24 protein-coding genes and 1 tRNA gene are annotated in these 23,046 nt (G+C 69.6%); 18 read left to right on the top strand and 7 right to left on the bottom strand.

The window, feature by feature from the left end; translation table 11 throughout:
• Window positions 1-4 precede the first annotated feature (4 nt).
• The 10 genes from O1W71_RS01415 to era all read left to right on the top strand — a co-directional run bounded on the left by O1W71_RS01415 (window position 5) and on the right by era (window position 9,049).
• Window positions 5-664 carry a DUF1990 family protein gene (locus O1W71_RS01415; RefSeq protein ID WP_112614744.1) on the top strand — a complete coding sequence of 220 codons (660 nt, stop codon included), beginning with the start codon at window positions 5-7 and terminating at the stop codon, window positions 662-664.
• On the top strand, window positions 664-1,881 hold the full coding sequence (hemW, locus tag O1W71_RS01410; RefSeq protein ID WP_269266221.1) for a radical SAM family heme chaperone HemW: 1,218 nt from the start codon (window positions 664-666) through the stop codon (window positions 1,879-1,881). Before O1W71_RS01415 ends, hemW begins: the two co-directional genes overlap by 1 nt.
• A gap of 79 nt (window positions 1,882-1,960) precedes the next feature.
• Window positions 1,961-2,998, top strand: coding sequence for a heat-inducible transcriptional repressor HrcA (hrcA, locus tag O1W71_RS01405; protein ID WP_112614748.1), 1,038 nt, complete (start codon window positions 1,961-1,963; stop codon window positions 2,996-2,998).
• A gap of 39 nt (window positions 2,999-3,037) precedes the next feature.
• On the top strand, window positions 3,038-4,159 hold the full coding sequence (dnaJ, locus tag O1W71_RS01400) for a molecular chaperone DnaJ (RefSeq protein WP_112614750.1): 1,122 nt from the start codon (window positions 3,038-3,040) through the stop codon (window positions 4,157-4,159).
• Window positions 4,160-4,163: 4 nt separating this feature from the next.
• Complete coding sequence (locus tag O1W71_RS01395) at window positions 4,164-4,892, top strand: 16S rRNA (uracil(1498)-N(3))-methyltransferase (protein WP_269266220.1); 729 nt, start codon at window positions 4,164-4,166, stop codon at window positions 4,890-4,892.
• A 43-nt stretch (window positions 4,893-4,935) separates the two neighbouring features.
• Window positions 4,936-5,283: an HIT domain-containing protein gene (locus O1W71_RS01390; protein WP_112614754.1), complete on the top strand. Its 348-nt coding sequence runs from the start codon at window positions 4,936-4,938 to the stop codon at window positions 5,281-5,283.
• A gap of 46 nt (window positions 5,284-5,329) precedes the next feature.
• On the top strand, window positions 5,330-6,367 hold the full coding sequence (locus tag O1W71_RS01385) for a PhoH family protein (RefSeq protein ID WP_269266762.1): 1,038 nt from the start codon (window positions 5,330-5,332) through the stop codon (window positions 6,365-6,367).
• Window positions 6,364-6,828, top strand: a complete 465-nt coding sequence (gene ybeY, locus O1W71_RS01380) for an rRNA maturation RNase YbeY (RefSeq protein WP_023950734.1) — start codon at window positions 6,364-6,366, stop codon at window positions 6,826-6,828. Before O1W71_RS01385 ends, ybeY begins: the two co-directional genes overlap by 4 nt.
• Window positions 6,825-8,153, top strand: a complete 1,329-nt coding sequence (locus tag O1W71_RS01375) for a hemolysin family protein (RefSeq protein WP_112614756.1) — start codon at window positions 6,825-6,827, stop codon at window positions 8,151-8,153. Before ybeY ends, O1W71_RS01375 begins: the two co-directional genes overlap by 4 nt.
• Window positions 8,150-9,049: a GTPase Era gene (gene era / locus O1W71_RS01370; protein WP_114589491.1), complete on the top strand. Its 900-nt coding sequence runs from the start codon at window positions 8,150-8,152 to the stop codon at window positions 9,047-9,049. Before O1W71_RS01375 ends, era begins: the two co-directional genes overlap by 4 nt.
• Here era and O1W71_RS01365 read toward each other — a convergent pair.
• Window positions 9,046-9,648, bottom strand: a complete 603-nt coding sequence (locus tag O1W71_RS01365) for a hypothetical protein (RefSeq protein ID WP_269266219.1) — start codon at window positions 9,646-9,648, stop codon at window positions 9,046-9,048. The two genes, era and O1W71_RS01365, sit on opposite strands and share 4 nt — an antisense overlap.
• A gap of 206 nt (window positions 9,649-9,854) precedes the next feature.
• On the opposite strand from O1W71_RS01365, the gene leuA reads away from it, so the two are divergent.
• Entirely contained in the window at window positions 9,855-11,615 is a 1,761-nt protein-coding gene (leuA, locus tag O1W71_RS01360; RefSeq protein ID WP_269266218.1) for a 2-isopropylmalate synthase, read from the top strand.
• A gap of 96 nt (window positions 11,616-11,711) precedes the next feature.
• Here leuA and O1W71_RS01355 read toward each other — a convergent pair whose 3' ends face one another.
• On the bottom strand, window positions 11,712-12,488 hold the full coding sequence (locus O1W71_RS01355; protein WP_269266217.1) for a 3'-5' exonuclease: 777 nt from the start codon (window positions 12,486-12,488) through the stop codon (window positions 11,712-11,714).
• Between the two features lie 36 nt (window positions 12,489-12,524).
• Between O1W71_RS01355 and O1W71_RS01350 the strand changes: the two genes are divergently transcribed.
• Window positions 12,525-13,424: an alpha/beta fold hydrolase gene (locus O1W71_RS01350; protein ID WP_269266216.1), complete on the top strand. Its 900-nt coding sequence runs from the start codon at window positions 12,525-12,527 to the stop codon at window positions 13,422-13,424.
• Here O1W71_RS01350 and O1W71_RS01345 read toward each other — a convergent pair.
• Window positions 13,384-13,944 carry a CGNR zinc finger domain-containing protein gene (locus O1W71_RS01345; protein ID WP_269266215.1) on the bottom strand — a complete coding sequence of 187 codons (561 nt, stop codon included), beginning with the start codon at window positions 13,942-13,944 and terminating at the stop codon, window positions 13,384-13,386. The genes O1W71_RS01350 and O1W71_RS01345 overlap by 41 nt on opposite strands.
• Window positions 13,945-14,018: 74 nt before the next feature.
• Here O1W71_RS01345 and O1W71_RS01340 point away from each other — a divergent pair, with 74 nt between their 5' ends.
• Window positions 14,019-15,026, top strand: a complete 1,008-nt coding sequence (locus O1W71_RS01340) for a DMT family transporter (RefSeq protein ID WP_269266214.1) — start codon at window positions 14,019-14,021, stop codon at window positions 15,024-15,026.
• Here the strand turns inward: O1W71_RS01340 and O1W71_RS01335 are convergent.
• The 3 genes from O1W71_RS01335 to O1W71_RS01325 form a co-directional block, all read right to left on the bottom strand.
• Complete coding sequence (locus O1W71_RS01335; protein ID WP_114589497.1) at window positions 14,992-15,462, bottom strand: Lrp/AsnC family transcriptional regulator; 471 nt, start codon at window positions 15,460-15,462, stop codon at window positions 14,992-14,994. The two genes, O1W71_RS01340 and O1W71_RS01335, sit on opposite strands and share 35 nt — an antisense overlap.
• Before the next feature lie 78 nt (window positions 15,463-15,540).
• Window positions 15,541-16,143: a histidine phosphatase family protein gene (locus tag O1W71_RS01330; protein WP_114589498.1), complete on the bottom strand. Its 603-nt coding sequence runs from the start codon at window positions 16,141-16,143 to the stop codon at window positions 15,541-15,543.
• Between the two features lie 37 nt (window positions 16,144-16,180).
• Window positions 16,181-17,029 carry a Sir2 family NAD-dependent protein deacetylase gene (locus tag O1W71_RS01325; protein WP_269266213.1) on the bottom strand — a complete coding sequence of 283 codons (849 nt, stop codon included), beginning with the start codon at window positions 17,027-17,029 and terminating at the stop codon, window positions 16,181-16,183.
• A 55-nt stretch (window positions 17,030-17,084) separates the two neighbouring features.
• Here O1W71_RS01325 and O1W71_RS01320 point away from each other — a divergent pair, with 55 nt between their 5' ends.
• Window positions 17,085-17,876 carry a TrmH family RNA methyltransferase gene (locus O1W71_RS01320; RefSeq protein WP_112614780.1) on the top strand — a complete coding sequence of 264 codons (792 nt, stop codon included), beginning with the start codon at window positions 17,085-17,087 and terminating at the stop codon, window positions 17,874-17,876.
• On the opposite strand, the gene O1W71_RS01315 is transcribed toward O1W71_RS01320, so the two are convergent.
• Window positions 17,877-18,722: an SGNH/GDSL hydrolase family protein gene (locus O1W71_RS01315; protein ID WP_269266212.1), complete on the bottom strand. Its 846-nt coding sequence runs from the start codon at window positions 18,720-18,722 to the stop codon at window positions 17,877-17,879.
• Window positions 18,723-18,800: 78 nt separating this feature from the next.
• On the opposite strand from O1W71_RS01315, the gene O1W71_RS01310 reads away from it, so the two are divergent.
• The 4 genes from O1W71_RS01310 to O1W71_RS01295 all read left to right on the top strand — a co-directional run bounded on the left by O1W71_RS01310 (window position 18,801) and on the right by O1W71_RS01295 (window position 23,041).
• Entirely contained in the window at window positions 18,801-20,645 is a 1,845-nt protein-coding gene (locus O1W71_RS01310; protein WP_404568564.1) for a DEAD/DEAH box helicase, read from the top strand.
• A gap of 96 nt (window positions 20,646-20,741) precedes the next feature.
• A tRNA-Leu gene (locus O1W71_RS01305) sits at window positions 20,742-20,826 on the top strand.
• A gap of 72 nt (window positions 20,827-20,898) precedes the next feature.
• A complete protein-coding gene (locus O1W71_RS01300) occupies window positions 20,899-22,197 on the top strand; it encodes a M20/M25/M40 family metallo-hydrolase (RefSeq protein WP_269266210.1) in 1,299 nt (432 codons plus the stop codon).
• Window positions 22,198-22,207: 10 nt separating this feature from the next.
• Entirely contained in the window at window positions 22,208-23,041 is an 834-nt protein-coding gene (locus O1W71_RS01295) for an undecaprenyl-diphosphate phosphatase (protein ID WP_112614784.1), read from the top strand.
• Window positions 23,042-23,046: the final 5 nt, after the last annotated feature.

The following is a 23,046-nucleotide window of genomic DNA, read 5'->3' as shown; positions in this document are numbered from 1 at the left end:
ACCCATGCATCAGCGACGCGGGACCTTCCGGGACGAGACCGTCGACTACGCGGCGGTCGGCGCGACACGCGCGCACGACCTCATGGCGTATCCGCCCGAACACAGCATCCCGGCCGAAGACGCCTGGCGGATCGGGAGCGGGCAGGCTCGCTTCGACACCGCCGCCGACCTCCTCATGTCGTGGGCAGCGCTCCGTGGGGCGGGTTTGCGAGTCGCGGATGTGCGGCCCGCATCGGGACCGATGTACACCGGCGTCGCGTTCGACGACCAGGGAAACGCCGTCGCGCCCAGCAGCATGGAGCACGAGCAGCGCTTCGCGGCGGACGGCACCCCCTACGTCGGAGCCGGCACCACGCTTCAGGTGCACGGGCGTGTGTCGGGGCTGAATGCGGATGCGGAGCTCCGCGTGATCTTCGTTGACGAGGAGCCCCGCCGGGTCGCGTTCGCTCTCGGGACCGTCGGCGGTTCCGTCGTGAGCGGCGAGGAGTCCTTCCTCCTCGAGTGGCGCGATAACGATGAGGTCTGGTTCGTCGTGCGGGCGTTCGATCGGCCGACGGCATTGGCTTACCGCATGCTCAAGAGTCTCGTCCGCCGCCGCCGCCGGATGCTGTTTCAGGGATACCTCCGCGCGATCTCGCCGCTGTACGCGACGCCTGAGGCCTGATGGGCGCGGCACTGCCGATCGGTGATCCGGTGCCGGTCGGCGGGACGCTGCCGGACGACCTCGTCATCGACCCCGACGTCCCGTTCGGGGTGTACCTGCACGTTCCGTTCTGCCGGGTGCGGTGCGGCTACTGCGACTTCAACACCTACACCGCCACAGAGCTACGTGGCGCGCGGCAAGATGCCTACGCCGACGAGGTGCTGCGCGAGATCGCCCTCTCGGCCGATGTGATGGACGAGCGCGGCCCCCGGCGTTCGGCGCAGACGGTGTTCTTCGGCGGCGGCACTCCCACGTTGCTTCCGGCCGGAGACCTCGCTCGGATGCTGAGCGGAGTGCGGGACACGTTCGGCATCGCCGCCGGCGCGGAGGTCACCGTCGAGGCGAACCCCGACACGATGAACCCTCGGGTCGCCGACGCGCTGGCGGCGGCGGGCGTGACGCGCCTGTCGATCGGCATGCAGTCGGCCGTACCGCACGTGCTGGCGGCCCTCGACCGGACGCACGATCCCGCCAACGTCGCCACCGCCGTCGCTGCCGCGCGCGGGGCGGGACTCGACGTCTCGGTCGACCTGATCTACGGAGCGCCGGGGGAGAGCCTCGACGATTGGCGGCGCTCCGTCGAGACCGCAGTCGCGCTCGAGCCCGATCACGTCTCCGCCTACGCGCTCATCATTGAGGAGGGCACGCGCCTCGAGCGCCAGATCCGCCGTGGTGAGGTACCCGCTCCCGACGACGACCTCCAGGCAGACATGTATGAGCTGGCCGACGAGCGTCTCGCCGCCGCCGGCTTCTCCTGGTACGAGGTGTCGAACTGGGCACGGTCGACCGACCAGCGCTCGCGTCACAACCTGGCCTACTGGCGCGGAACCGACTGGTGGGGTTACGGGCCGGGCGCGCACAGTCACATCGCGGGCCTCCGCTGGTGGAACGTGAAACACCCGGCGGCATATGCTCAGCGGCTCTCCGCGGGCGAGTCTCCCGCCGCAGGCCGCGAGCGCCCGGATGCCGAGGCCCGACGGCTCGAGTCCGTCCTGCTGCGATCGCGCATCGTGGATGGGCTCGCCGTCGATGAGCTCGCGAACGACTCGCGCCGTGCCGTCGCATCGCTCATCGCCGACGGGCTCATCGAAGGCGCGGACGCCGTCCGCGGTCGGGTCGTCCTGGCTCGCCGCGGACGCCTCATGGCCGATGCGGTCGTACGGGCGCTCACCGAGTGATCCCGGGCGGCGACCCGCCTCGCCCACGCGGTAGAATTGGCACTCGCAGACATCGAGTGCCAAACAGGAGGTGACGGACATGGTCTCAGAGCGCGGACTGCAGGTGCTGCGGGCGATCGTGCAGGACTATGTCGACACCCGCGAGCCCGTGGGAAGCAAGTCGATCGTCGAGCGCCACGCCTTCGGCGTCTCGGCTGCCACGATCCGCAACGACATGGCGCTCCTCGAGGACGAGGAGCTCATCGCCGCGCCCCACACGTCATCCGGACGCGTGCCGACCGATAAGGGCTACCGCGTCTTCGTCGACCATCTGGCAGGCCTTCGCCCCCTGAGCGCCGCCCAGCGCTCGGCCATCACGACCTTCCTCGACGGCCCCACCGACCTCGACGACCTGCTCGTTCGGACGGTCCGTGCGCTCACCCAGCTGACGGGCCAGGTCGCAATGGTGCAGTACCCGTCCTTCGCGCGCGCGCAGGTCTCGCACCTCGAATTGGTCGACCTCGGCGGCGGACGACTCGTCGTCATCGTCGTCACCGACACCGGCCGTGTCTCCCAGCGGGTGGGCGTGGTACGCACGCTCCTCGACGAAGCGCAATTCGCCGTAGCCAAGGCGACGCTGCGCGCCGCTGTCACCGGCGTCGCCGTGCGAGACGCCGTCACCGCGGTGTCGGCGCTCGCGGAGAGCGAGTCGGTCGGCGACCCGATCGGCGATGCGGTGCGCGAGATCGCCCGCATCCTGGTCGAAGAGCTCGAGACGTTCCGGCAGGACCGCCTCGTCATGGCCGGCACCGCCACGCTCGCGCGGCGAGAGGCGGATTTCCGCGGCAGTATCTATCCGCTGCTCGAAGCCATCGAGGAGCAGGTGACGCTGCTTCGGCTCATGGGCGAGATGGTCGCCGACGACCGCGGCGTCGCAGCGCGAATCGGCCGCGAGAACGAGGCGTACGGGCTCTCCGAAGCTTCGGTCGTCACGAGCGACTACGACGTCCCGGGCTCGCATGCACGCGTCGGCCTCATGGGCCCGACGCGCATGGACTACCCGACGAACCTCGCGACGGTCCGCGCCGTCGCGCACTACCTCAGCCGGCTTCTCGACGAAGACGAGAAGTCCCGCTGACCCACCCCACCCACGCCCGAACGGGCGGAAAGGCGATCCGTGGCTGACCACTACGAGGTCCTGGGCGTTGCGCGCGACGCGTCGCCCGACGAGATCAAGAAGGCGTACCGACGCCTGGCACGAGAACTGCACCCCGACGTCAACCCGGGAGAGGATGCGTCCGAGCGATTCAAGCTCGTCACGCATGCTTACGACGTCCTCAGCGATCCGGAGCAGCGTCAGCGCTACGACATGGGCGGCGACTCCGCCGGCGGCTTCGGCGGCGCCGCGGGCTTCGGCGGATTCAGCGACATCTTCGAGACCTTCTTCGGCGGCGGCGCCGGAGGCGGCGGTCGCGCCGGGCGTCCGCGCTCCCGGCGCGAACGCGGACAGGATGCGCTCGTCCGGGTCACCCTCGAGCTCGGCGACGTCGTCTTCGGCGTGCATCGCGACATCGAGGTCGACACCGCGGTGCTCTGCGACACCTGCCAGGGCTCGTGCTGCCAGCCGGGAACGCAGCCGGTCACCTGCGACGTCTGCCACGGCGCGGGCAACGTGCAGCGCACCGTCCGCAGCCTGCTGGGCAACGTCGTGACGTCGCAGCCCTGCAACGTCTGCCAGGGTTACGGCACGACGATCCCGTACCCGTGCACGACCTGCCAGGGGCAGGGACGCGTCCGGGCTCGCCGCACCGTCTCGCTCGACATCCCCGCAGGCGTCGAGACCGGGTTGCGCCTGCAGCTCCCCGGATCCGGCGAGGTCGGTCCCGCCGGCGGCCCCAACGGCGATCTGTACCTCGAGGTCACGGTCGCTCCGCACGACGTGTTCAGCCGCGAGGGCGACGATCTGCTCGCCACGCTCGAGGTGTCGATGCCCGACGCCGTCCTGGGCACCAGCACCACGATCGAGTCGCTCGACGGTCCGGTCGAGCTCGAGCTGCGCCCGGGCGTCCAGTCCGGCGACGTCCTCACCGTCAAGGGTCGCGGCATCACGCCGCTTCGCGGCTCGACGCGCGGCGACCTGCGTGTCGGCGTTCACGTCGTCACCCCGACGCGTCTGGATGCCAAGGAGCGGGCCCTCATCGAGGAGCTGAAGAAGCGCACGAAGTCGCCCGCGCCACAGCTCGCGGAGTTCCACCAGGGCCTTTTCGCCAAGCTCCGCGATCGGTTCCGGAACAGCTGAGCGCATGGCCCTGCACTTCCTCGTCGACCCGCCGCTCATCACTCGGCCGGGCGAGTTCGTCGACCTCACCGGCGCCGAGGCTCATCACGCGGCCGGCGTCCGTCGCGTGCGTGTCGGTGAGACGGTGACGGTGGGCGACGGCGCGGGGGCGTGGCTCGAGGGCACCGTCACCGCAGCCGATCCGAAGCTCGTCCGCATCGAGGCGCTCTCGCGAGTCGAGCATCCCGCGCCCGCACGGCGCGTGACGCTGATCCAGGCGCTCGCGAAGGGCGATCGCGACGAGCTCGCGGTGCAGGCCTGCACCGAGCTCGGCGTCGATGCGATCGTGCCCTGGCAGGCTGCGCGAAGCGTCTCGCGGTGGAGCGGACCGAAGGTCGAGCGCGGTGTGCAGCGGTGGGCAACCATCGCGCGCGAAGCGGCGAAGCAGGCGCATCGCGCGTGGCTGCCCGCCGTCGACGCGCCCGTGTCGACGACGGAGCTCGCGGCGCGATGCGGCTCCGAGCGAGTGCTGGTGCTCGAGCCGACGGCGACGCGGCGACTGAGCGAGGTCGAATTGGGCGAGGGCGACGTGTCGCTCGTGGTCGGTCCCGAGGGCGGGATCGCAGCCGAGGAGCTGGACGCGCTCGTCGCGGCCGGCGCGGTCGCGGTGCGTCTGGGGAACACGGTCCTGCGGACGTCGACGGCCGGCCCCGCTGCGCTCGGCGTCGTCAACGTCGCCCTCGGTCGCTGGTGACGCCGCCCGTCCCGCCACCGCACCCCGTCGATAGACTGAACGCATGAGCGAACCGTCTGTCTTCACGCGCATCCTCCGCGGCGAGATCCCCTCCGAGATCATCGCCGAGACCGAGAACGCGTTCGCGATCCGCGACATCGCGCCGCAGGCTCCGGTTCACCTCCTCGTGATCCCCAAGACCGAGCGCTACCGCACCGTGGTCGAGCTCGCCGCGGGCGACCCCGCCCTCCTCAGCGAGCTCGTCGGGCTCGCGAACTCCGTCGCTGCCGAGCATTCCGACGGCGACTTCCGTTTGATCTTCAACACCGGCCCCGGCGCAGGACAGACCGTGTTCCACGTTCACGCGCACGTCCTCGCCGGTGGCCTCTCCGAAGGGAGCCTCGGTGGCTGATGCTTCCGAACCCGCCGTCGCGACGATCCTCGCCGACGGTGTCGCCATGGTCCAGCTGCTCGGGCCCCAAGACCGCCTCCTGCGCGTCATCGAGCGGGAGCACCCCGACGTCGACGTCCTCGTCCGCGGCAACGAAATCACCCTGACGGGCTCGAACGAAGACGTCGCCGCCGCGAAGTCGCTCGTCGACGAGCTGATCGCCATGGCACGGGCCGGGCAAGGCCTCGATCCGAGCGACGTGTCGACGTCCAGTCGCATCCTGCAGCGGCGAAAGGGCGATGAAGGCCCGCGCCCGTCCGAGGTGCTGGGGGAGGCGATCCTCTCCTCGCGCGGCAAGGTGATCCGGCCGAAGACGCTGGGGCAGAAGGCCTACGTCGACGCGATCGACGAGAACACGATCGTCTTCGGCATCGGCCCCGCGGGAACCGGCAAGACCTACCTCGCGATGGCGAAGGCGGTGCAGGCCTTGCAGCGCAAGGAAGTCAATCGCATCATCCTGACGCGCCCCGCCGTGGAAGCGGGAGAGCGCCTCGGCTTCCTGCCCGGCACCCTCACCGACAAGATCGACCCGTACCTCCGGCCGCTGTACGACGCTCTCAACGAGATGCTCGACCCCGAGCTCGTCCCCAAGCTCATGGCCACCGGCACGATCGAGGTCGCGCCGCTGGCGTACATGCGCGGACGCACCCTGAACGATTCGTTCGTCGTGCTCGACGAAGCGCAGAACACCACGCCCGAGCAGATGAAGATGTTCCTCACGCGTCTCGGGTTCGGCACGCGCATGGTCGTCACCGGCGACATCACACAGGTCGACCTTCCCCAGGGGACGTCCGGCCTGCGCACCGTGACACGCGTTCTGAAGAGCATCGACGACATTCATTTCGCCACCCTCACCAGCGAGGACGTCGTGCGGCACACTCTCGTCGGCCGGATCGTCGACGCGTACAGCGAGTACGACGAGCAGCGGCTGGCCGCGCGTCGTGAGCGCGACGAGGCCAGCGAGTTCGCCAACCGGGCCGAGCGGCGCACCGCGACACGGCCCGTCGGTCCGCGCGACCGACTCCCGAAACGAGGACGTTCATGACCATCGAGATCACCAACGAATCCGGCGTGTCCGTCGACGAGACCGTGCTGTTGCGCCTGACCGAGCACAACCTCGCGCAGCTGAACGTGAGCCCGGACGCCGACCTCGCCATCCTCCTCGTCGACGAGGGCGCCATGGAGTCTCTCCACGTGCAGTGGATGGACGAGCCCGGCCCCACCGACGTGCTCAGCTTCCCGATGGACGAGCTCCGCCCGGGCACCGAGGACGCCCCGACCCCGCCGGGACTTCTCGGCGATATCGTGCTGTGCCCGCAGGTGGCCGAGGCGCAGGCGCAGGCCGCGCGCCACACGACGCTCGACGAGCTCATCCTCCTCACGACGCACGGGCTGCTGCACCTGCTCGGGTTCGATCACGCCGAGCCGGAGGAGGAGCGCGAGATGTTCGGCCTCCAGCGCGAGTTGATCTCGGCTTTCCACGCAAGCGAGCGCCGCCGCGCGTGACCGTCTTCCTCCTCGTCCTCGGCGCGGTGTTCCTCGTCGCGCTCGGGGGTCTGATGGCCGCTCTCGATGCCGCCCTCGGTGTCACATCGCGCGCTGACCTCGCCGACTGGGCGGAGTCCAGCCGGCGCCAGCAGGCGCTCCGCCGCATCGCCGATGACACGACGGCCCACGCGAACGCCGTCGTCTTCATCCGCATCCTCGCGGAGTCGACGGCTGCGGTGTTCGTCACGGCGGCGCTGACTCTCGCGCTCGAGAATCTGTGGTGGGCGATCCTCGTCGCCGCCCTGCTCATGACGGCGGTGTCCTTCGTTCTGGTCGGCGCGAGCCCGCGATCGGTCGGGCGTCAGCACGCCCGTGGCCTGCTTATCGCGTGCGCTCCGATCGTGCGCGGTGCCCGCATCGTGCTGGGACCTCTCGCCCACCTCCTGGTGATCGTGGGCAATCGCGTCACGCCGGGCGTCTCGCGCGGCACCTCCTTCGCCTCCGAAGAGCAGCTCCTGAGCATGGTCGACGAGGCGGTTTCGCAGGACCTCATCGAAGCCGACGATCGCGACCTCATCCATTCGGTCTTCGATTTCACCGACACGCTCGTCCGTGCGGTGATGGTGCCCCGGACCGACATGGTCACGGTGCCGCAGACGGCCACGACGCACGAAGCGCTCGCGCTGTTCCTCGAGCGCGGCGTGTCGCGGGTGCCGGTCACGGACGACGAGCGCGACGACATCGTCGGCGTCGTCTACCTCAAGGACCTCGTGCAGTTCTCCTACGGCGAGGCGAAGGGATGGCGCGACGTACCCGTGGGCCGCGTGGCGCGGCCCGCCGTGTTCGTCCCCGAGTCGATGCGCGCCGAATCGCTGCTGCAGCAGATGAAACGGGATGCCGTCCACGTGTGCCTCGTCGTCGACGAGTACGGCGGGGTCGCCGGCCTGATCACCCTCGAGGACCTCATCGAGGAGCTCGTCGGTGAGATCGCCGACGAGTACGACCGCGGCGCGGCGGAGGTCGTCGAGCTCGAACCCGGCCGTTACCGCGTGAGTGCCCGGCTCGGCCTCGACGAGGTCGGCGAACTTTTCGGCATCGAGCTGGACGATGACGACGTCGACTCCATCGGCGGGCTGCTCGGCAAGACGCTCGGCCGGGTCCCGATGCCGGGGGCGACCGTGACCGTCGACGGGATCACGATCACCGGCGGCGTCTCGCGTGGCCGCGGGCGGGGACTCGCGACCGTCTTCGTCGAACGCGCCCCCGCCGACGAGACGGACGACACGACGCACCCGCGGACCGGAGAGGTCCGCGTGGCACGAAGAGGAGAAGACAGCAGATGACCGCAGCAGAGAGCCGATCGGGGTTCGTGACCTTCGTCGGACGCCCCAACGTCGGGAAGTCCACGCTGACGAACGCCCTGGTGGGGGAGAAGGTCGCGATCACGAGCGACAAGCCGCAGACGACGCGGCGCGCGATCCGCGGCATCCTGAATCGGCCCGGCGGACAGCTGGTCATCGTCGACACGCCCGGCATCCACAAGCCGCGCACCCTGCTCGGCCAGCGCCTGAACGACCTCGTCGAGCAGGTGCTGGGTGACGTCGACGTCATCGGCTTCCTCGTGCCCGCCGTGGACAAGGTCGGGCCCGGTGACCGCCGCATCGCCGCGTCGCTCGACGGCTACACCCGCGCGAAGAAGGTCGCCATCGTGACCAAGACCGACCTGGCGACCCGCGATGAGATCATGGAGCGCCTCATGGAGGTCGACAGCCTTCGCGAGGACTGGGCAGCTGTGATCCCGTTGTCCGCCGTCACCGAGGACCAGCTCGACGTGCTGGCCGACGAGCTGCTCGCGCTGATGCCCGAAGGGCCGGCGCTGTACCCCGACGATGTGGTGACGGACGAGTCGACCGAGGACCGGATCGCCGAGATCATCCGAGAAGCGGCCCTCGAGGGCGTGCGCGACGAACTGCCCCACTCGATCGCCGTCACGGTGGAGGATGTCGCGCCCCGTGAGGGCTCCGACCTCACGGACGTGTACGCCAACATCGTCGTCGAGCGCGACAGCCAGAAGGCCATCATCATCGGCCGCAAGGGCTCACGGCTCGCCGATGTCGGTGCTCGTGCCCGCGCACAGATCGAGCCTCTTCTCGGGACCCGGGTGTTCCTCTCGCTGCGGGTCCGGGTCGCGAAAGAATGGCAGCGCGACCCCAAGCAGCTGGGACGCCTCGGGTTCTAGCCGACCTCGCGCATCGCCGACTGGACGACGACGACATCCGCGCCGAACTCGGCGTCGGCGGCATCCTGAAGCGTTCCGTCGTCCCAGACGACCGTGACCCAGAGTCGGCCGTCGTACGCACCGGAGGCGAGCACGGTGTCGCCGAGGGTGTCGTGCACCCGTTGTTCGACGTCTCGCAGCGTCGCGTCGTCCGCCGTGCCGGCCAAGCCGCCCGTCGGGTCGGGGATCGGCATCGGGTCGTAGAGCGCCAGCGGGACGGCGGGCGCGGTGACCGTCAGGGCAGAGCCGTCGTACCGTCCCTGGACGGCATAGGTACCCCACGTCGAGCCCGACATCGTGGTCGCATCGGAAAGCGAGGACCAGTCCCAATCCTTCACAGGGATGCCGTCGCACTGGGGCGGCGCCGACTCCGCAACAGCGCCGAGACAGAGCTCGGCACCGGAGCCGTCGTCGAGGACCGTCCCCTGCGCGACGACCTCACCGCTCGGGGGCGCCGGGTCGAGCGAAGTCGGGCCGGCCGCGGGCGTCGAGGCGCAGCCCGCCGTCAGGGCGATCGCACACATCAGGAGGGCGGACGAGCCCGCGCGCGCAGTTCTCATATCCCCACAGTGTCGCGCACGACGCCTTCGTCTCAGGTGAGGCACGCCCGTGTGCGTCCCGGCGGCGAGCGGGGTGTAGCCTGGGCGCATGCGCTTCGGCCGACTGCTTCTCCTTAGTCGCCGCGACGAGTCCTCGTTCTAGGGCCTCTCTCGTCGCGGAGCTTCGCGTTGGCCCGTCACACCCGATGAGGAAGAGCGAGACGACCATGGAGAACAACCAGAAGCCTTCGGGCATGCCGATCCACAAGTATCGGCCGTTCCACGAGCAGATCCGCGTCGATCTGCCCGACCGCACCTGGCCCGCGAAGCGCATCGAGACGGCGCCCCGCTGGTGCGCCGTCGATCTGCGGGACGGCAACCAGGCGCTCATCGATCCGATGAGTCCCGAGCGCAAGCGCGTGATGTTCGAGCTGCTCGTGAAGATGGGGTACAAGGAGATCGAGGTCGGGTTCCCGAGCGCGAGCCAGACCGACTTCGACTTCGTGCGCCAGCTGATCGAGGACGGCTTGATCCCCGACGACGTGACGATCCAGGTGCTGACGCAGGCTCGCGAGCACCTCATCAAGCGCACGTACGAAGCGATCGCCGGCGCGAAGCAGGCGATCGTCCACCTGTACAACTCGACGAGCATCCTGCAGCGTGAGGTGGTCTTCCGCACCGACCGCCAGGGCATCATCGACATCGCACTCGAGGGCGCGCGCCTGTGCCGCCAGTACGAGCAGACCATCCCCGAGACGGCCGTCTACTACGAGTACTCGCCCGAAAGCTACACCGGCACCGAGCTCGAGTTCGCCGTCGACGTCTGCAACCAGGTCATCGAGATCTTCGAGCCGACGCCCGACCGCAAGGTCATCATCAACCTGCCGGCAACCGTCGAGATGGCCACGCCGAACGTGTACGCCGACTCGATCGAGTGGATGAGCCGTCACCTCGCGCATCGCGAGAACGTCGTGCTGTCGCTGCATCCCCACAACGACCGTGGCACCGCGATCGCTGCCGCGGAGCTCGGCTACATGGCCGGCGCCGACCGCATCGAGGGCTGCCTGTTCGGAAACGGGGAGCGCACCGGCAACGTCGACCTCGTCGCGCTCGGCATCAACCTGTTCACGCAGGGCATCGACCCGCAGATCGACTTCAGCGACGTCGACGGCATCAAGCGCACGGTCGAGTACTGCAACCAGCTGCCCGTGCCCGAGCGGAGCCCGTGGGCCGGAGACCTCGTGTTCACCGCGTTCAGCGGCTCGCACCAGGACGCCATCAAGAAGGGCTTCGAGGCGATGTCCGCACGTGCGGCTGCCGACGGCGTCTCGATCGACGAGATCGAGTGGGCGGTGCCCTACCTGCCCGTCGACCCCAAGGACCTCGGTCGTTCGTACGAAGCCGTGATCCGGGTCAACTCGCAGTCGGGCAAGGGCGGCGTCGCCTACCTGCTGAAGACCGACCACGCCCTGGATCTGCCGCGCAAGCTGCAGATCGAGTTCTCGGGAGTCGTGCAGGAGAAGACGGATGCCGAGGGCGGCGAGGTCACGAGCGAGCAGATCTGGTCGATCTTCACCGACGAGTACCTGCCCGCACCGGCCGACGACGACAAGTGGGGCCGGTTCGAGCTGCTCGGCACCCGCACGCAGAGCGACATGTCGGGTGACGTCCGGCTCGACGTCACACTGCGCGACGGTGACGAGCACGACGATGTGTCCGGTGTCGGCAACGGCCCGATCGCGGCGTTCCTCGCGGTGCTGCGCGACCGCGGCTTCGACATCTCGCTCTACGACTACGTCGAGCACACGCTGAGCTCGGGTGGCGACGCTCAGGCGGCGGCCTACGTCGAGCTGCAGGTCGATGACCAGCGCCTCTGGGGCGTCGGCATAGACGGCGACATCTCGACCGCGAGCCTGAAGGCCGTCGTATCGTGCGTCAACCGCGCGATCCGCACCCGTGAGCGCTCGTCGGAGCTGACCGCGGTCTGAGGATCGTCGCACCGCCGCGAGGGTGGCCTCGCAGGTCGGGGCCGCCCTCGCTCCGTCGTCAGCCTTCCGCCCGGCGGGCCTCCGGACGCCGACCGATCAGCGGATGGGCCACGACCCGTCGACGTCGGCGTCGATCCGTCCGATGCTCACGAAGTACTCGGTGAGACTCTCCGCCTGGGCCCGCGCCCAGCCGACCTGGCGGGTGTGAAGCTCGGCGGCGGTCGACGGCATCCCATCGGCGAACCGCTCGGCGAGAATCTGCGCGACGCGCCCCGCTGCGATCGCATCTGCGGATGCCTCGTGCGCCCCGGTGAGCGTGACGGCGTAGTGCTCGGCGACGACCGAGAGGGTGCGCTTCCCGCGGCGGTAGCGGTCGTACCGCTTGTCGATGACGAGCGGATCGATGACGGGGGAGGGCGAGTGGATCGGATCGATCCTGTGCCGGAGCGCTTCGTACTTGAGCATCGAGAAATCGAACGGCGCGTTGTACGCCACCACCGGGATGCCGGCGTCGAACAGGCCCCGCAGGGCGGCGACGACTTCCGCGACCACGTCGGCCGCGGGCCGTCCGTGCCGACGGGCATGCTCAGTCGTGATGCCGTGGATCGCCGCCGCACCATCGGGGATGTCGATTCCCGGGTCGGCCAGCCAGCTGTCGGCCCGCACCGGCGTTCCGTCGGCGTCGAGGACGCCGACGTGCGCCGTCACGATGCGATCCACGGTGACGTCGACGCCCGTTGTCTCCAGATCGAAGACCCCGACCACCTGGCACCATTCGGGTGCCGAGCAGGGCCACAGGTCGAGTTCGGGCGTTGCGACGACGAGAGGGCGATCCGGCTCCACGCAATCGAGGCTAGGGCTCGGGTCGGACATGCCGGATCCGACGCGCCGCCTCCGTAGACTCGACGGATGCCGACCGTCTCTCCGTACGACTCCCTGCTCGCGCGCATCCCGGTGCGCCGCCTCGAGGCCGACATCCTCGGCGGAACGACCGCGTACTGGGTCTACGGGCGCGACGATGCACCCCAGACGCTGGTGGCGGTACACGGGTTCCGGGGAGAGCACCACGGTCTCGAGCCCGTCGTCGCTCACCTCGGCGACGTGCGCGTCATCATGCCCGACCTGCCGGGTTTCGGCGAGACCCCCGCGATACCGGGACGCGAACACGACCTCGAGACATACGCCGACTGGCTCACCGCATTCGCGGCCGTGGTCGCTCCCGGCGCGGTGGTCGTCGGCCACTCATTCGGCTCGATCGTCTCCGCCGCCGCGGTGGCGGGCGGGCTTCCTACCCCTCGGCTGATCCTCATCAACCCCATCGGGGCGCCCGCGCTCGAGGGACCGCGCGGGGTCTTCACGCGCCTCGCCGTCTGGTACTACGACGTCGGGGCGCGCCTCCCGCGGCGGGTGGGCGAAGCACTGCTGCGCAACCGGCTCATCGTCCGGGTGATGAGCCTCGCGATGGTCAAGACGCGAGACCGGACCCTGCGCCGGTTCGTCCACGAGCAGCACGACACCTACTTCTCGAGCTTCGCCGATCGCGACGTGCTCCGCGACGCGTTCGTGACGTCCGTCTCGAACGACGTCCGCGCGTTCGCTCCGCGCATCCCGCAGCCGACGTTGCTCATCGCCGCCGTTCAGGACGACATCACCCCGATCGAGGCCGAGCGCCGGCTGCGCGAGCTGTTCACCGAGGCCGAGCTGGTCGAGATCGACGGGGTGGGACACCTCATCCACTATGAGAAGCCGCGCGAGGCCGCCGCCGCGATCAAGCGATTTCTCGCGCTTTCCGGCGACGATACGCGTTGACGTTCATGCGATTGCCGCAGTTGCCGGTGTCGCAGTAGCGTTTCGAGCCGTTCTTCGAGAAGTCGACGTAGACCGCCGCACAGTCGTCGGCGGCGCAGATCCGCACGCGGTCGTACGCGTCGGCGCGGATGACGTCGACGAAAGCCATGCCGGCCTCCACGAGCACGCGCGTGGCCAGAGGCGCGTCATCGGGAGTCGCATGGATGTGCCAGTCGTATCCGTCGTGGATGACCAGCTGGGGCTGCGCGCGACCGTCGCGCAGCATCGCGTTGACGTGGGGCACGGCGGAGTCCCGGTCGAGCTCCCAGAGCTCGCGGAGGCGCGGCCGGATGCCGCGCATCGCCTGCAGCTCGGCGTCGTCGCGCACGATCGCGCCGGTGAAGGCGAACTCGATGAGGAAAGCATCCAGATCGTCCCCGTCGATGAGCGTGTCGGCGGCGTCCGCGCTCGTGAGCGGGAGCGTGTTGACCAGCGCAGCCGTCGCGCGCAACGACAATTCCGTGTCATGGATGAAGACCACGTTGACTCCTGACGATCGCGAGCGTTACTGTCACGAGTGTAGATAACTTTCACCCCTGACCATCGAGGCTGCCGATGACGAACCCCACCGCGCCCCTGCCCATCATCGCAGGCGCACCGGAGACCGCGCCCACCGGGGTCCCGGGCAGGCGAACCGCGGGCATGGCCATGGCCATCGCCTCCGCGCTGGCGTTCTCGTCGAGCGGTCCGCTCGTGAAGCCGCTGCTCGAGAACGGCTGGTCGCTCGGCGCCGCGCTGTTCATCCGGATCGGGGTCGCAGCCCTCGTGCTGTCGCCGTTCCTGATTCGGGCGATCGCCCGGGAACGGCACTTCTTGCGCCGGCACGGCCTCGCGTTGATCGCGTTCGGCGCGATGCCCGTCGTCGGCTGCCAGCTGTTCTACTTCTCCGCGATGCAGCGGATGCCCGTCGCCGTCGCCCTCCTCATCCAGTATCTGGCGCCCGTCCTCCTGGTGATCTGGGTGTGGCTGACCACCCGCCGCCGACCGTCACCGACGGTGATCGCCGGTTCCGTCGTCGCCATGGCGGGGCTGGTGCTGGTCGTCGACATCGCCGGAGCCCGTTTCGACTTCTGGGGCACGCTCCTCGCCCTCGGTGCCGCCCTCTGCACGTGCGTGTACTTCGTCATGGCCGAGCGCACCGGCGACACGCTACCGCCCCTCGTCCTGGCCGCCGGAGGCATGGTCGTCGCGAGCGCGATCATCGGCACCCTCCTTCTCACGGGCTTCCTGCCGTTCGCGACGAGCACCGTGCTCGCAGACGTGGTCGGGATGCAGCTGCCGCCCATCGTCGTCCTGCTTTGGGTGGGCGCCGCGACCGGGACCGCCTACGCCCTGGGAGTCTCCGCGGTTCCGCGCACGGGGTCGCGTCTGGCATCGTTCATCGGTCTGTCGGAGGTTCTGTTCGCACTCGGCTTCGCGTGGCTGCTCCTGGCCGAGGCGCCCGCGCCGGTCCAGTTCGTCGGCGGGGCGCTCATCCTCGTCGGTGTGGTCCTCGTGCGGCTCGACGCCGAACGCGCACCGGCAGCCGTCAGCCCGCGCGCCCCTCAGCGAGCAGCGGCTTGACGCGGTGCGGAATCACGTCGTCCATGATGAGCGAGGTCTCCGTGCGTTCGACCCCATCGATGGCGAGGATGCGCGCGTCGACGGCGAACAGGTGCTGCGTGTCGCGCGCGACCACGCGGACCATCAGGTCGACCTGACCGCTCAGCCCCTGAGCCTGCAGCACCTCGGGGACGGTTGCGAGCTCCTGCGCGATACGGGGCAGGTCGGGCTGACGGAGCACGACGCTGATGAGCGCCTCGATCGGGAAGCCGAGAGCACGCATCGAGATCGACCGCTCGTACGAGAGGAAGACACCCGACTGCTCCAGCCGTGCCATCCTCGCCTGGACCGTGTTGCGTGACATGCGCAGGCGCTCGGCGAGCGCGACCACCGTCGCGCGGGGGTCATCGGCGAGAGCTTCGAGCAACGCGAGGTCGACGCGGTCGTGCATGGTCATGATGCTTGGACGATACACCGCTCGGAGCCCCACCTCGGAGCATCGCCTCTCGCGGCGAGCGACGGGGCGGCGGCAGGGTCAGATCGTCGCGAGCGCGGGGGAGTCGATGAGGCGCAGACGCTCGCGCTCCATGACGAAGGTGTGCGCCGATCCGTTGGCGAGGCGGACTCCCTGCAACGGGAACTCCTCTGCGGTCGCATGCCGGATGACCTCACGGATGAGGGCGCCGTGCGCGACGACGATCAGCGGCACCGCGATCGGTGCCGTGGTGGCACGCGCGTCGCGGACGGCCCGCTCGAGCCCGCGCAGCGCCCGCTCGCGGACCACCGGCCACGGCTCCGCGTTCGGTACGTCGGCCACGGCCCATTCGCCCCAGCGAGCGTGGAACTCCTCGACTCCGACGCCCTCGGCATCCCCGTAGCCGCGCTCCCGCAGCTCCGGATAGGTGCGCGGCGCAGCGGCCCCCAGCCCGTCTGCGATGATCCGAGCCGTCTCGGCTGCGCGCGAGAGATCGCTCGAGGCGACGACCGCATCCCCGTCGAGCGACTCCCGCAGGGCGGCGGCGACAGCGCGAGCCTGCTCACGTCCGGTGTCGTTGAGGGGGATGTCGGTGGAGCCCTGGATCCGCCGTTCACGATTCCAGTCGGTCTCACCATGGCGCACGAGGGTCAGGATGGTCACCTCTCGACCCTACGCTGGCGGTCGTCCGACCTCGACCTCACCGCCGGGACGGCAGCGCGTCGGCGAAGACACGGAGGACATGACTCGTGCCGTCCTCGATCTTGACGGTTGCCTTCGGGTCGGAGCGCGTCGCGCCTCGGTTGATGATGACCACCGGGAGCTTGCGGCGGCGTGCGCGCTCGACGAGCCGCACGCCGGAGTTGACCACCAGCGACGACCCGGCGACGATGAGCGCGTCGCTCGTGCGCACCAGCTGCTCGGCCTCCGCGAACTTCTCACGCGGCACGAACTCGCCGAAGAAGACGACATCCGGTTTCAGCATGCCGCCGCAGACCGTGCACGTGGGCACAATGAAGCCGTCGCTCGTCGCGGGCAGGACGTCGCCGTCGGGGCCCAGCTCGACGTTCTCGGGGACCGTGATCCACGGATTGTCCCGTTCCACGCGCTCGGCGAGATCGCGTCGGTCGAAGACCTGACCGCAGTGCAGGCAGAACACGCGTCGCATCGTTCCGTGCAGCTCGACCACCCGGCTGCTTCCGGCCCGCAGATGCAGACCGTCGACGTTCTGCGTGATGACGCCCGTGACGACGCCGGAGCGCTCGAGATCCGCGAGCGCCGCATGCCCGTCGTTCGGTCGCGCCGCCGCGAAAGCCTGCCAGCCGAGATGGCTGCCGACCCAGTACCGCCGACGCGCGTCAGCGCTCGCGAGGAACTGCTGCGCCGTCATGGGCGTGCGCACCGGCGCTCCGGCGCCGCGGTAGTCCGGGATGCCCGAGTCGGTCGACACGCCGGCTCCGGTGAGCACCGCGATGCGACGGCCCGCGAGTACCTGCAGGGCGTTGCCGATCTCGTCGCCCGCGGGCGTCTCGAGGTCGGGGTTCGTCACAGTCCCACTCTACGAGCGTCAGCGCATCGCCCGGGCGACGTGACAGGCTGAGACAGTGCCCGTGATCCGCATCGACGACGCCACCGACCCCCGCCTCTCGGACTACCGCGACCTGACCGATGTCGCGCTGCGCCGGGTGCTCGAGCCCGCAGGCGGCCTCTACATCGCCGAGTCGGCGAAGGTCATCTCTCGCGCTCACGCAGCAGGACACCGCGCGCGCTCGTTCCTCGTGCAAGAGAAATGGCTTCCGGATGTGGCCGACCTCGCAGGCGACGCGCCGGTCTTCGTCGTCTCGGACGAGGTCGCCGAGCAGGTGACCGGTTACGCCGTGCACCGCGGAGCCCTCGCCGCCATGCACCGGCCCGTCACAGCACCGGTCAGTGAGATCGTCGCGGACGCCCGGCTCGTGCTGGTGCTCGAGGACATCGTCGACCACACGAACGTCGGCGCCGCCTTCCGAGCCGCCGCCGGTCTGGGGGCCGATGCGGTGCTCGTGAGCGAGCGCTGCGCCGACCCCCTCTACCGCCGCAGCGTCCGCGTCAGCATGGGCACGGTCTTCCAGGTGCCGTGGACGCGTCTGCCGGCCTGGCCGGAGGCGGCGCCGCTGCTCCACGAGGCCGGTCTCCACCTCGCCGCCCTCGCCCTCGCGGACGGCGCCGTCCCGCTCGATGAGTTCGCCGCAGCGCGGCCCGATCGGGTGGCACTGCTCATGGGGACCGAGGGCGACGGGCTCAGCCGGCGCGCCCTCGCGGTCGCCGACACCGTCGTCACCATCCCGATGGCCGGCGGAGTGGACTCCCTCAACGTCGCCGCGGCCGCCGCGGTGTCGCTCTGGGCCCTGCGCTGATCAGTCGTGGTCGTCGGCGCGCCGCAGGACGGGCAGCGGCTCGGGCCGCTTGGCGGTGATGTGGTCGCCCGAGGACTGATGCCGGAGCCGGCGCAGCACCCACGGCATGAGGTACTCGCGAGCCCAGACGAGGTCGTTCGCGCGGGCCGCCCGCCAGGTCAGCACCGGTGTCGTGTCGGGCTGCATCGGTTGCAGGTCGTTGGGCACGTTGAGCGCCCGCAGCACCATGCGCGCAACCTCGTGGTGGCCGAGCGAGTTGTAGTGCAGCCGGTCGTCGTCGAAGAAGCGCATGTCCTGCACCTCTTTCAGCGCCCACTGATCGGCGACGATCGCGTCGTAGCGGTCGGCGATCGCCCGGATGTTCTCGTTGTAGATCGCCACCCGGCCGCGGATGCCGCGGAAGACCGGGGTGAAGTTGGTGTCGATGCCGGTGAAGAGCACGAGCGTCGCGCCCGTCGACGACAGGCGTACGACGGCATCTTCGAACTGCTGCGCAACGGCGTCGGGGTCGGACCCCGGTCGGATGACGTCGTTGCCGCCCGCCGAGAAGGTGACCAGGTCGGGCTTGAGCGCGAGTGCGGGCTCGATCTGATCCGCCACGATCTGGCCGATGAGCTTGCCCCGGACGGCGAGATTCGCGTACGCGAAGTCGGGCACCTGTGAGCTGAGCACCTCGGCCACGCGGTCGGCCCAGCCGCGGTGCCCGCCGGGGCTGCCGGGCTCGGGGTCGCCGATTCCCTCGGTGAACGAGTCGCCGATCGCGACCATGCGACGCCACGGGTGAGCGGTCTCGTTCGGCACATAGGGTGTGCGCCGCGCGTCCTCGGATGGCTCGTTGTTTCTCATGACCCTCCTCGAAGCTCCGTACCTGCCACGCTATCTCGTGCCGGGCGATCGTGTGGGTGGGGTCGTTTAAGGTGGTCCATCGTGACAGAGGACCCCCAGGAGCATTTCGGAAGCTTCGCCGCCGAGCACCTGTCACCCTCGTTCCCGCAGCGTGCGCCGTGGGGTACCGCTCAGCGCCTGCGTGCGTGGCAGGCAGAGGCGCTGGACCAGTACTTCGGCGCCGACGGCCCGGAGGGTGTCGGACGCGGACCGCGCGACTTCCTCGCCGCTGCGACCCCCGGCGCCGGTAAGACGACGTTCGCTCTCCGCCTGGCGTCGGAGCTGCTGCGCCGTGACGTCGTCGATCGCATCATCGTGGTCGCCCCCACCGAGCACCTCAAGACGCAGTGGGCGGATGCCGCCGGCCGAGTCGGCATCCGTCTCGATCCGCGTTTCAGCAACCGCCACGGGATGCCGTCGCGGCAGTACCACGGCGTCGCGGTGACCTACGCGCAGGTCGCGGTGAAGGCATCCGTCCACCAGCGGCTGACGATGGATGCCCGCACGCTGGTCATCCTCGACGAGGTCCATCACGGCGGCGACGCGCTGAGCTGGGGCGATGCGCTGCGCGAGGCCTACGGCAGGGCGACGCGACGTCTGCTTCTCTCGGGAACACCGTTCCGAAGCGACACCGCTCCGATCCCGTTCGTGGAGTATCACCCGAACGAGAAGGGCATCCGCCTCTCCAAGACGGACTTCAACTACGGCTACGGACGCGCCCTCGCCGACGGTGTCGTGCGCCCTGTGCTGTTCCTCGTCTACGCCGGCCACATGAAGTGGCGGACGAAGACCGGCGACGAGTTCGAGGCCCACCTCGGCCAGGACAACACGAAGGACATCACCTCGCAGGCGTGGCGCACCGCGCTGAACCCCGAGGGCGACTGGATCCCCGCCGTGCTGAGGTCTGCAGACCGGCGCCTGAGCGAGGTGCGCCAGGACGTGCCCGACGCCGGCGGCCTCGTCATCGCGACGGACCAGACGGCGGCGCGGGCGTATGCGGAGATCCTGCATCAGATCACCGGCGAGGCTCCAACCGTCGTGCTGTCGGACGACAAGTCCGCGTCGGGCAACATCGAGATCTTCGCGCAGTCGACCACCCGGTGGATGGTCGCGGTGCGCATGGTGTCCGAGGGCGTCGACGTTCCGCGGCTCGCGGTGGGCGTCTACGCCACGTCCTCCTCGACCCCGCTGTTCTTCGCGCAGGCGATCGGGCGTTTCGTCCGGGCTCGTCGTCGCGGCGAGACGGCGAGCGTCTTCCTCCCGAACGTGCCCGTCCTGCTCAACCTCGCCGCCGAGATGGAGCGTCAGCGCGACCACGCGCTCGACCGAGAGGCAGGCGACGACGACGGCCTCGAAGACACCCTCCTCGCCGAGGCGGAGAGCGAGGACAAGGCCTCCGATGAGCTCACCCAGGAGTTCAGCTACCAGGCGCTCGGCTCCGTCGCCCACTTCGACCGCGTCCTCTTCGACGGCGCCGAGTTCGGCCAGCTCGCGGTGCCCGGCACGCCCGAGGAGGAGGAGTTCCTGGGCATCCCCGGACTTCTCGAGCCCGAGCACGTGCACGAGCTGCTCATGCAGCGCCAGTCGCGGCAGACCAAGCACCGGCACAGCCGCGAGGCACGCGAGAGCGCAGCGGGTGCCGCATCCGGCGGGGATGCCCCCAGCGCCGAGTCGACACTGCCCGAGCCGTTGCACCGGTCGCTGAAGGAGCAGCGACAGCTCCTGAACAGCCTCGTCGGCCTGTACGCCCGCCAGAGCGGTGAGCCGCACGGCCAGATCCACGCCGAGCTTCGTCGCGTGTGCGGCGGACCGGCTGTGTCGCATGCGACCGTGGCCCAGCTCCAGGCGCGCATCGCGGTCCTGCGATCACGCGTGAGATCGTGACGTCGTCGGCGCGCCACGCCCGGCGTGCCGACGATTCTTCGCCCCGCCGGTGACGTGTTAGTGTTGTTCCTCGGTTGGGAACAACTGAAAAACACTGCGCGGGTGGCGGAATAGGTAGACGCGCTAGCTTGAGGTGCTAGTGCCCGTATAGGGCGTGGGGGTTCAAGTCCCCCCTCGCGCACAGTGAGAGAAGGGCTCCGGAAACGGAGCCCTTCGTCATTTCCCGGAACGGTTCACGACTACCGTGGAGAGCATGTCCGAGTACGACGATCTGCCCGAGGTCGCCCGCGTCGCGCGGGATCTGATCCGCTTCGACACGACCAACTTCGGCGAGGGGCGCTCGCGCGGCGAACGCGAAGCGGCCGAGTACGTGGGGGCCTATCTCGAGGCGCTCGGACTTCGACCCGAGTACTACGAGCCGATCCCGCGGCGCACGAACGTCTCTGTGCGCATCCCGGGTCGCGACAGCTCGAAGCCGGCTCTCGTCCTGCACGGTCACCTCGACGTCGTGCCGGCCGTGGCGGAGGACTGGAGCGTCGACCCGTTCGAGGGCGTCGTTCGCGACGGGATGCTGTGGGGTCGCGGCGCCGTGGACATGAAGGACATGGACGCGATGATCCTCACGTCCGTGGCAGAGCTCCTGCGCGCGGGGGAGCAGCCCGAGCGCGATCTCGTCGTCACGTTCTTCGCCGACGAGGAGAACGGCGGGGTCGAGGGATCGCAGCTCGTCGTGCGCGATCGGCCCGAGTGGTTCGCCGGAGCGACCGAGGCCATCAGCGAGGTCGGCGGATACTCGATCGGCGTCGACGGGCACCGGGCATACCTGCTGCAGGTCGGCGAGAAGGCCCTCGTCTGGCTGCGGCTCCACGCCACCGGACGAGCGGGCCACGGCAGCCGGCTGCATCCGGAGAACGCCATCACGCGTCTGTCCGAGGCCGTCGCGAAGCTCGGTCGCGCGCACTGGCCGATCGAGCTCACGCTAACGACCCGACGACTCGTCGACGACCTCGCGGCGCTCAGTGGCCGGGACGCGTCGGATCCGGATGCCGTCGCCGACGCGACCGGGCCGACGTCCGCGTTCCTCGCGTCGACCTTCCGGACCACGACGAATCCGACGGGTCTGACCGCGGGATACAAGCACAACGTCATCCCCGATGCCGCGTCCGCTGCGATCGACGTGCGCACGCTCCCGGGACAGGAGGATGCGGTGCTGGCGGAGATCCAGCGAATCGTCGGCGACGACATCCGCATCGAGATCGTGCATCGCGACATCGGCCTCGAGGTCCCCTTCGCGGGGTCGCTCGTCGACACCATGGTCGGTGCGCTCGGCCGACACGATCCCGGCGTGCCGGTGCTGCCGTACCTCATGGGCGGCGGTACCGACAACAAGGCGCTGTCCGAGCTCGGCATCGCAGGATTCGGCTTCGCGCCGTTGCGCCTCCCGGCCGACATGGACTTCACGGGTATGTTCCACGGTGTCGACGAACGCGTCCCGATCGACGCGCTCGTCTTCGGGCAGCGCGTGCTCACCGATCTCATCCGCACGTATTGAAAGGCCGCCCATGCAGCTCCTCGAGGCCATCATCCTGGGCATCGTCCAGGGTCTGACCGAGTTCCTGCCGATCTCCTCGAGCGCCCACCTGCGCATCGTGGGGGAGTTCCTGCCGTCCGCGCAGGACCCCGGCGCCACCTTCACCGCGATCACTCAGATCGGGACCGAACTGGCCGTGCTGGTGTACTTCTGGAAGAAGATCACCCGCATCATCGGTCGCTGGTTCCGCTCGTTCAACGGTTCGGTCCCGCGTGACGATGCCGACGTTCGTCTCGGCTGGATCGTCATCATCGGTACCCTGCCGATCGGCGTTCTCGGGTTCCTGTTCCAGGACGTCATCCGCGACACCTTCCGCAATCTCTGGCTCGTCGCGATCGTGCTCATCGTCTTCGGCCTCATCCTCGGGGCGGCCGACGCGCTCGGGCGACGCGTCCGGACCGAGAAGGACCTGACGTACGGTCACGGTCTGGCCCTCGGGTTCGCGCAGGCGCTCGCGCTCATCCCGGGCGTATCGCGCTCGGGCGCCACCACGACGATGGGGCTCGCGCTGGGCTACACCCGGCCCGCGGCCGCAGAGGTCGCGTTCCTCCTCGCCGTGCCGGCCGTGTTCGGCAGCGGTCTCTACGAGCTGCTGCAGGCGATCCGTGAGCCGGGAGCGTCGGTGTTCTCGCTCGTCGACACCGCCGTGGCCACCGTCGTCGCCTTCGGCGTGGGACTCGCCGTGATCGCCTTCCTGATGCAGTACCTCAAGCGCGGCAGCTTCCTGCCGTTCGTGCTCTATCGCGTCGGGCTCGGAGCGGTGCTGATCGTCCTGCTCTCGCTCGGAGTCCTGCAGGCGTACTGAGCCGG

This window comes from Microbacterium sp. H37-C3, from assembly GCF_027157935.1.
In the GTDB taxonomy this organism is placed as follows: domain Bacteria; phylum Actinomycetota; class Actinomycetes; order Actinomycetales; family Microbacteriaceae; genus Microbacterium; species Microbacterium plantarum.
Note: the sequence above shows the minus strand (reverse complement) of the source record. Positions and strands in the feature narration are given on the sequence as shown.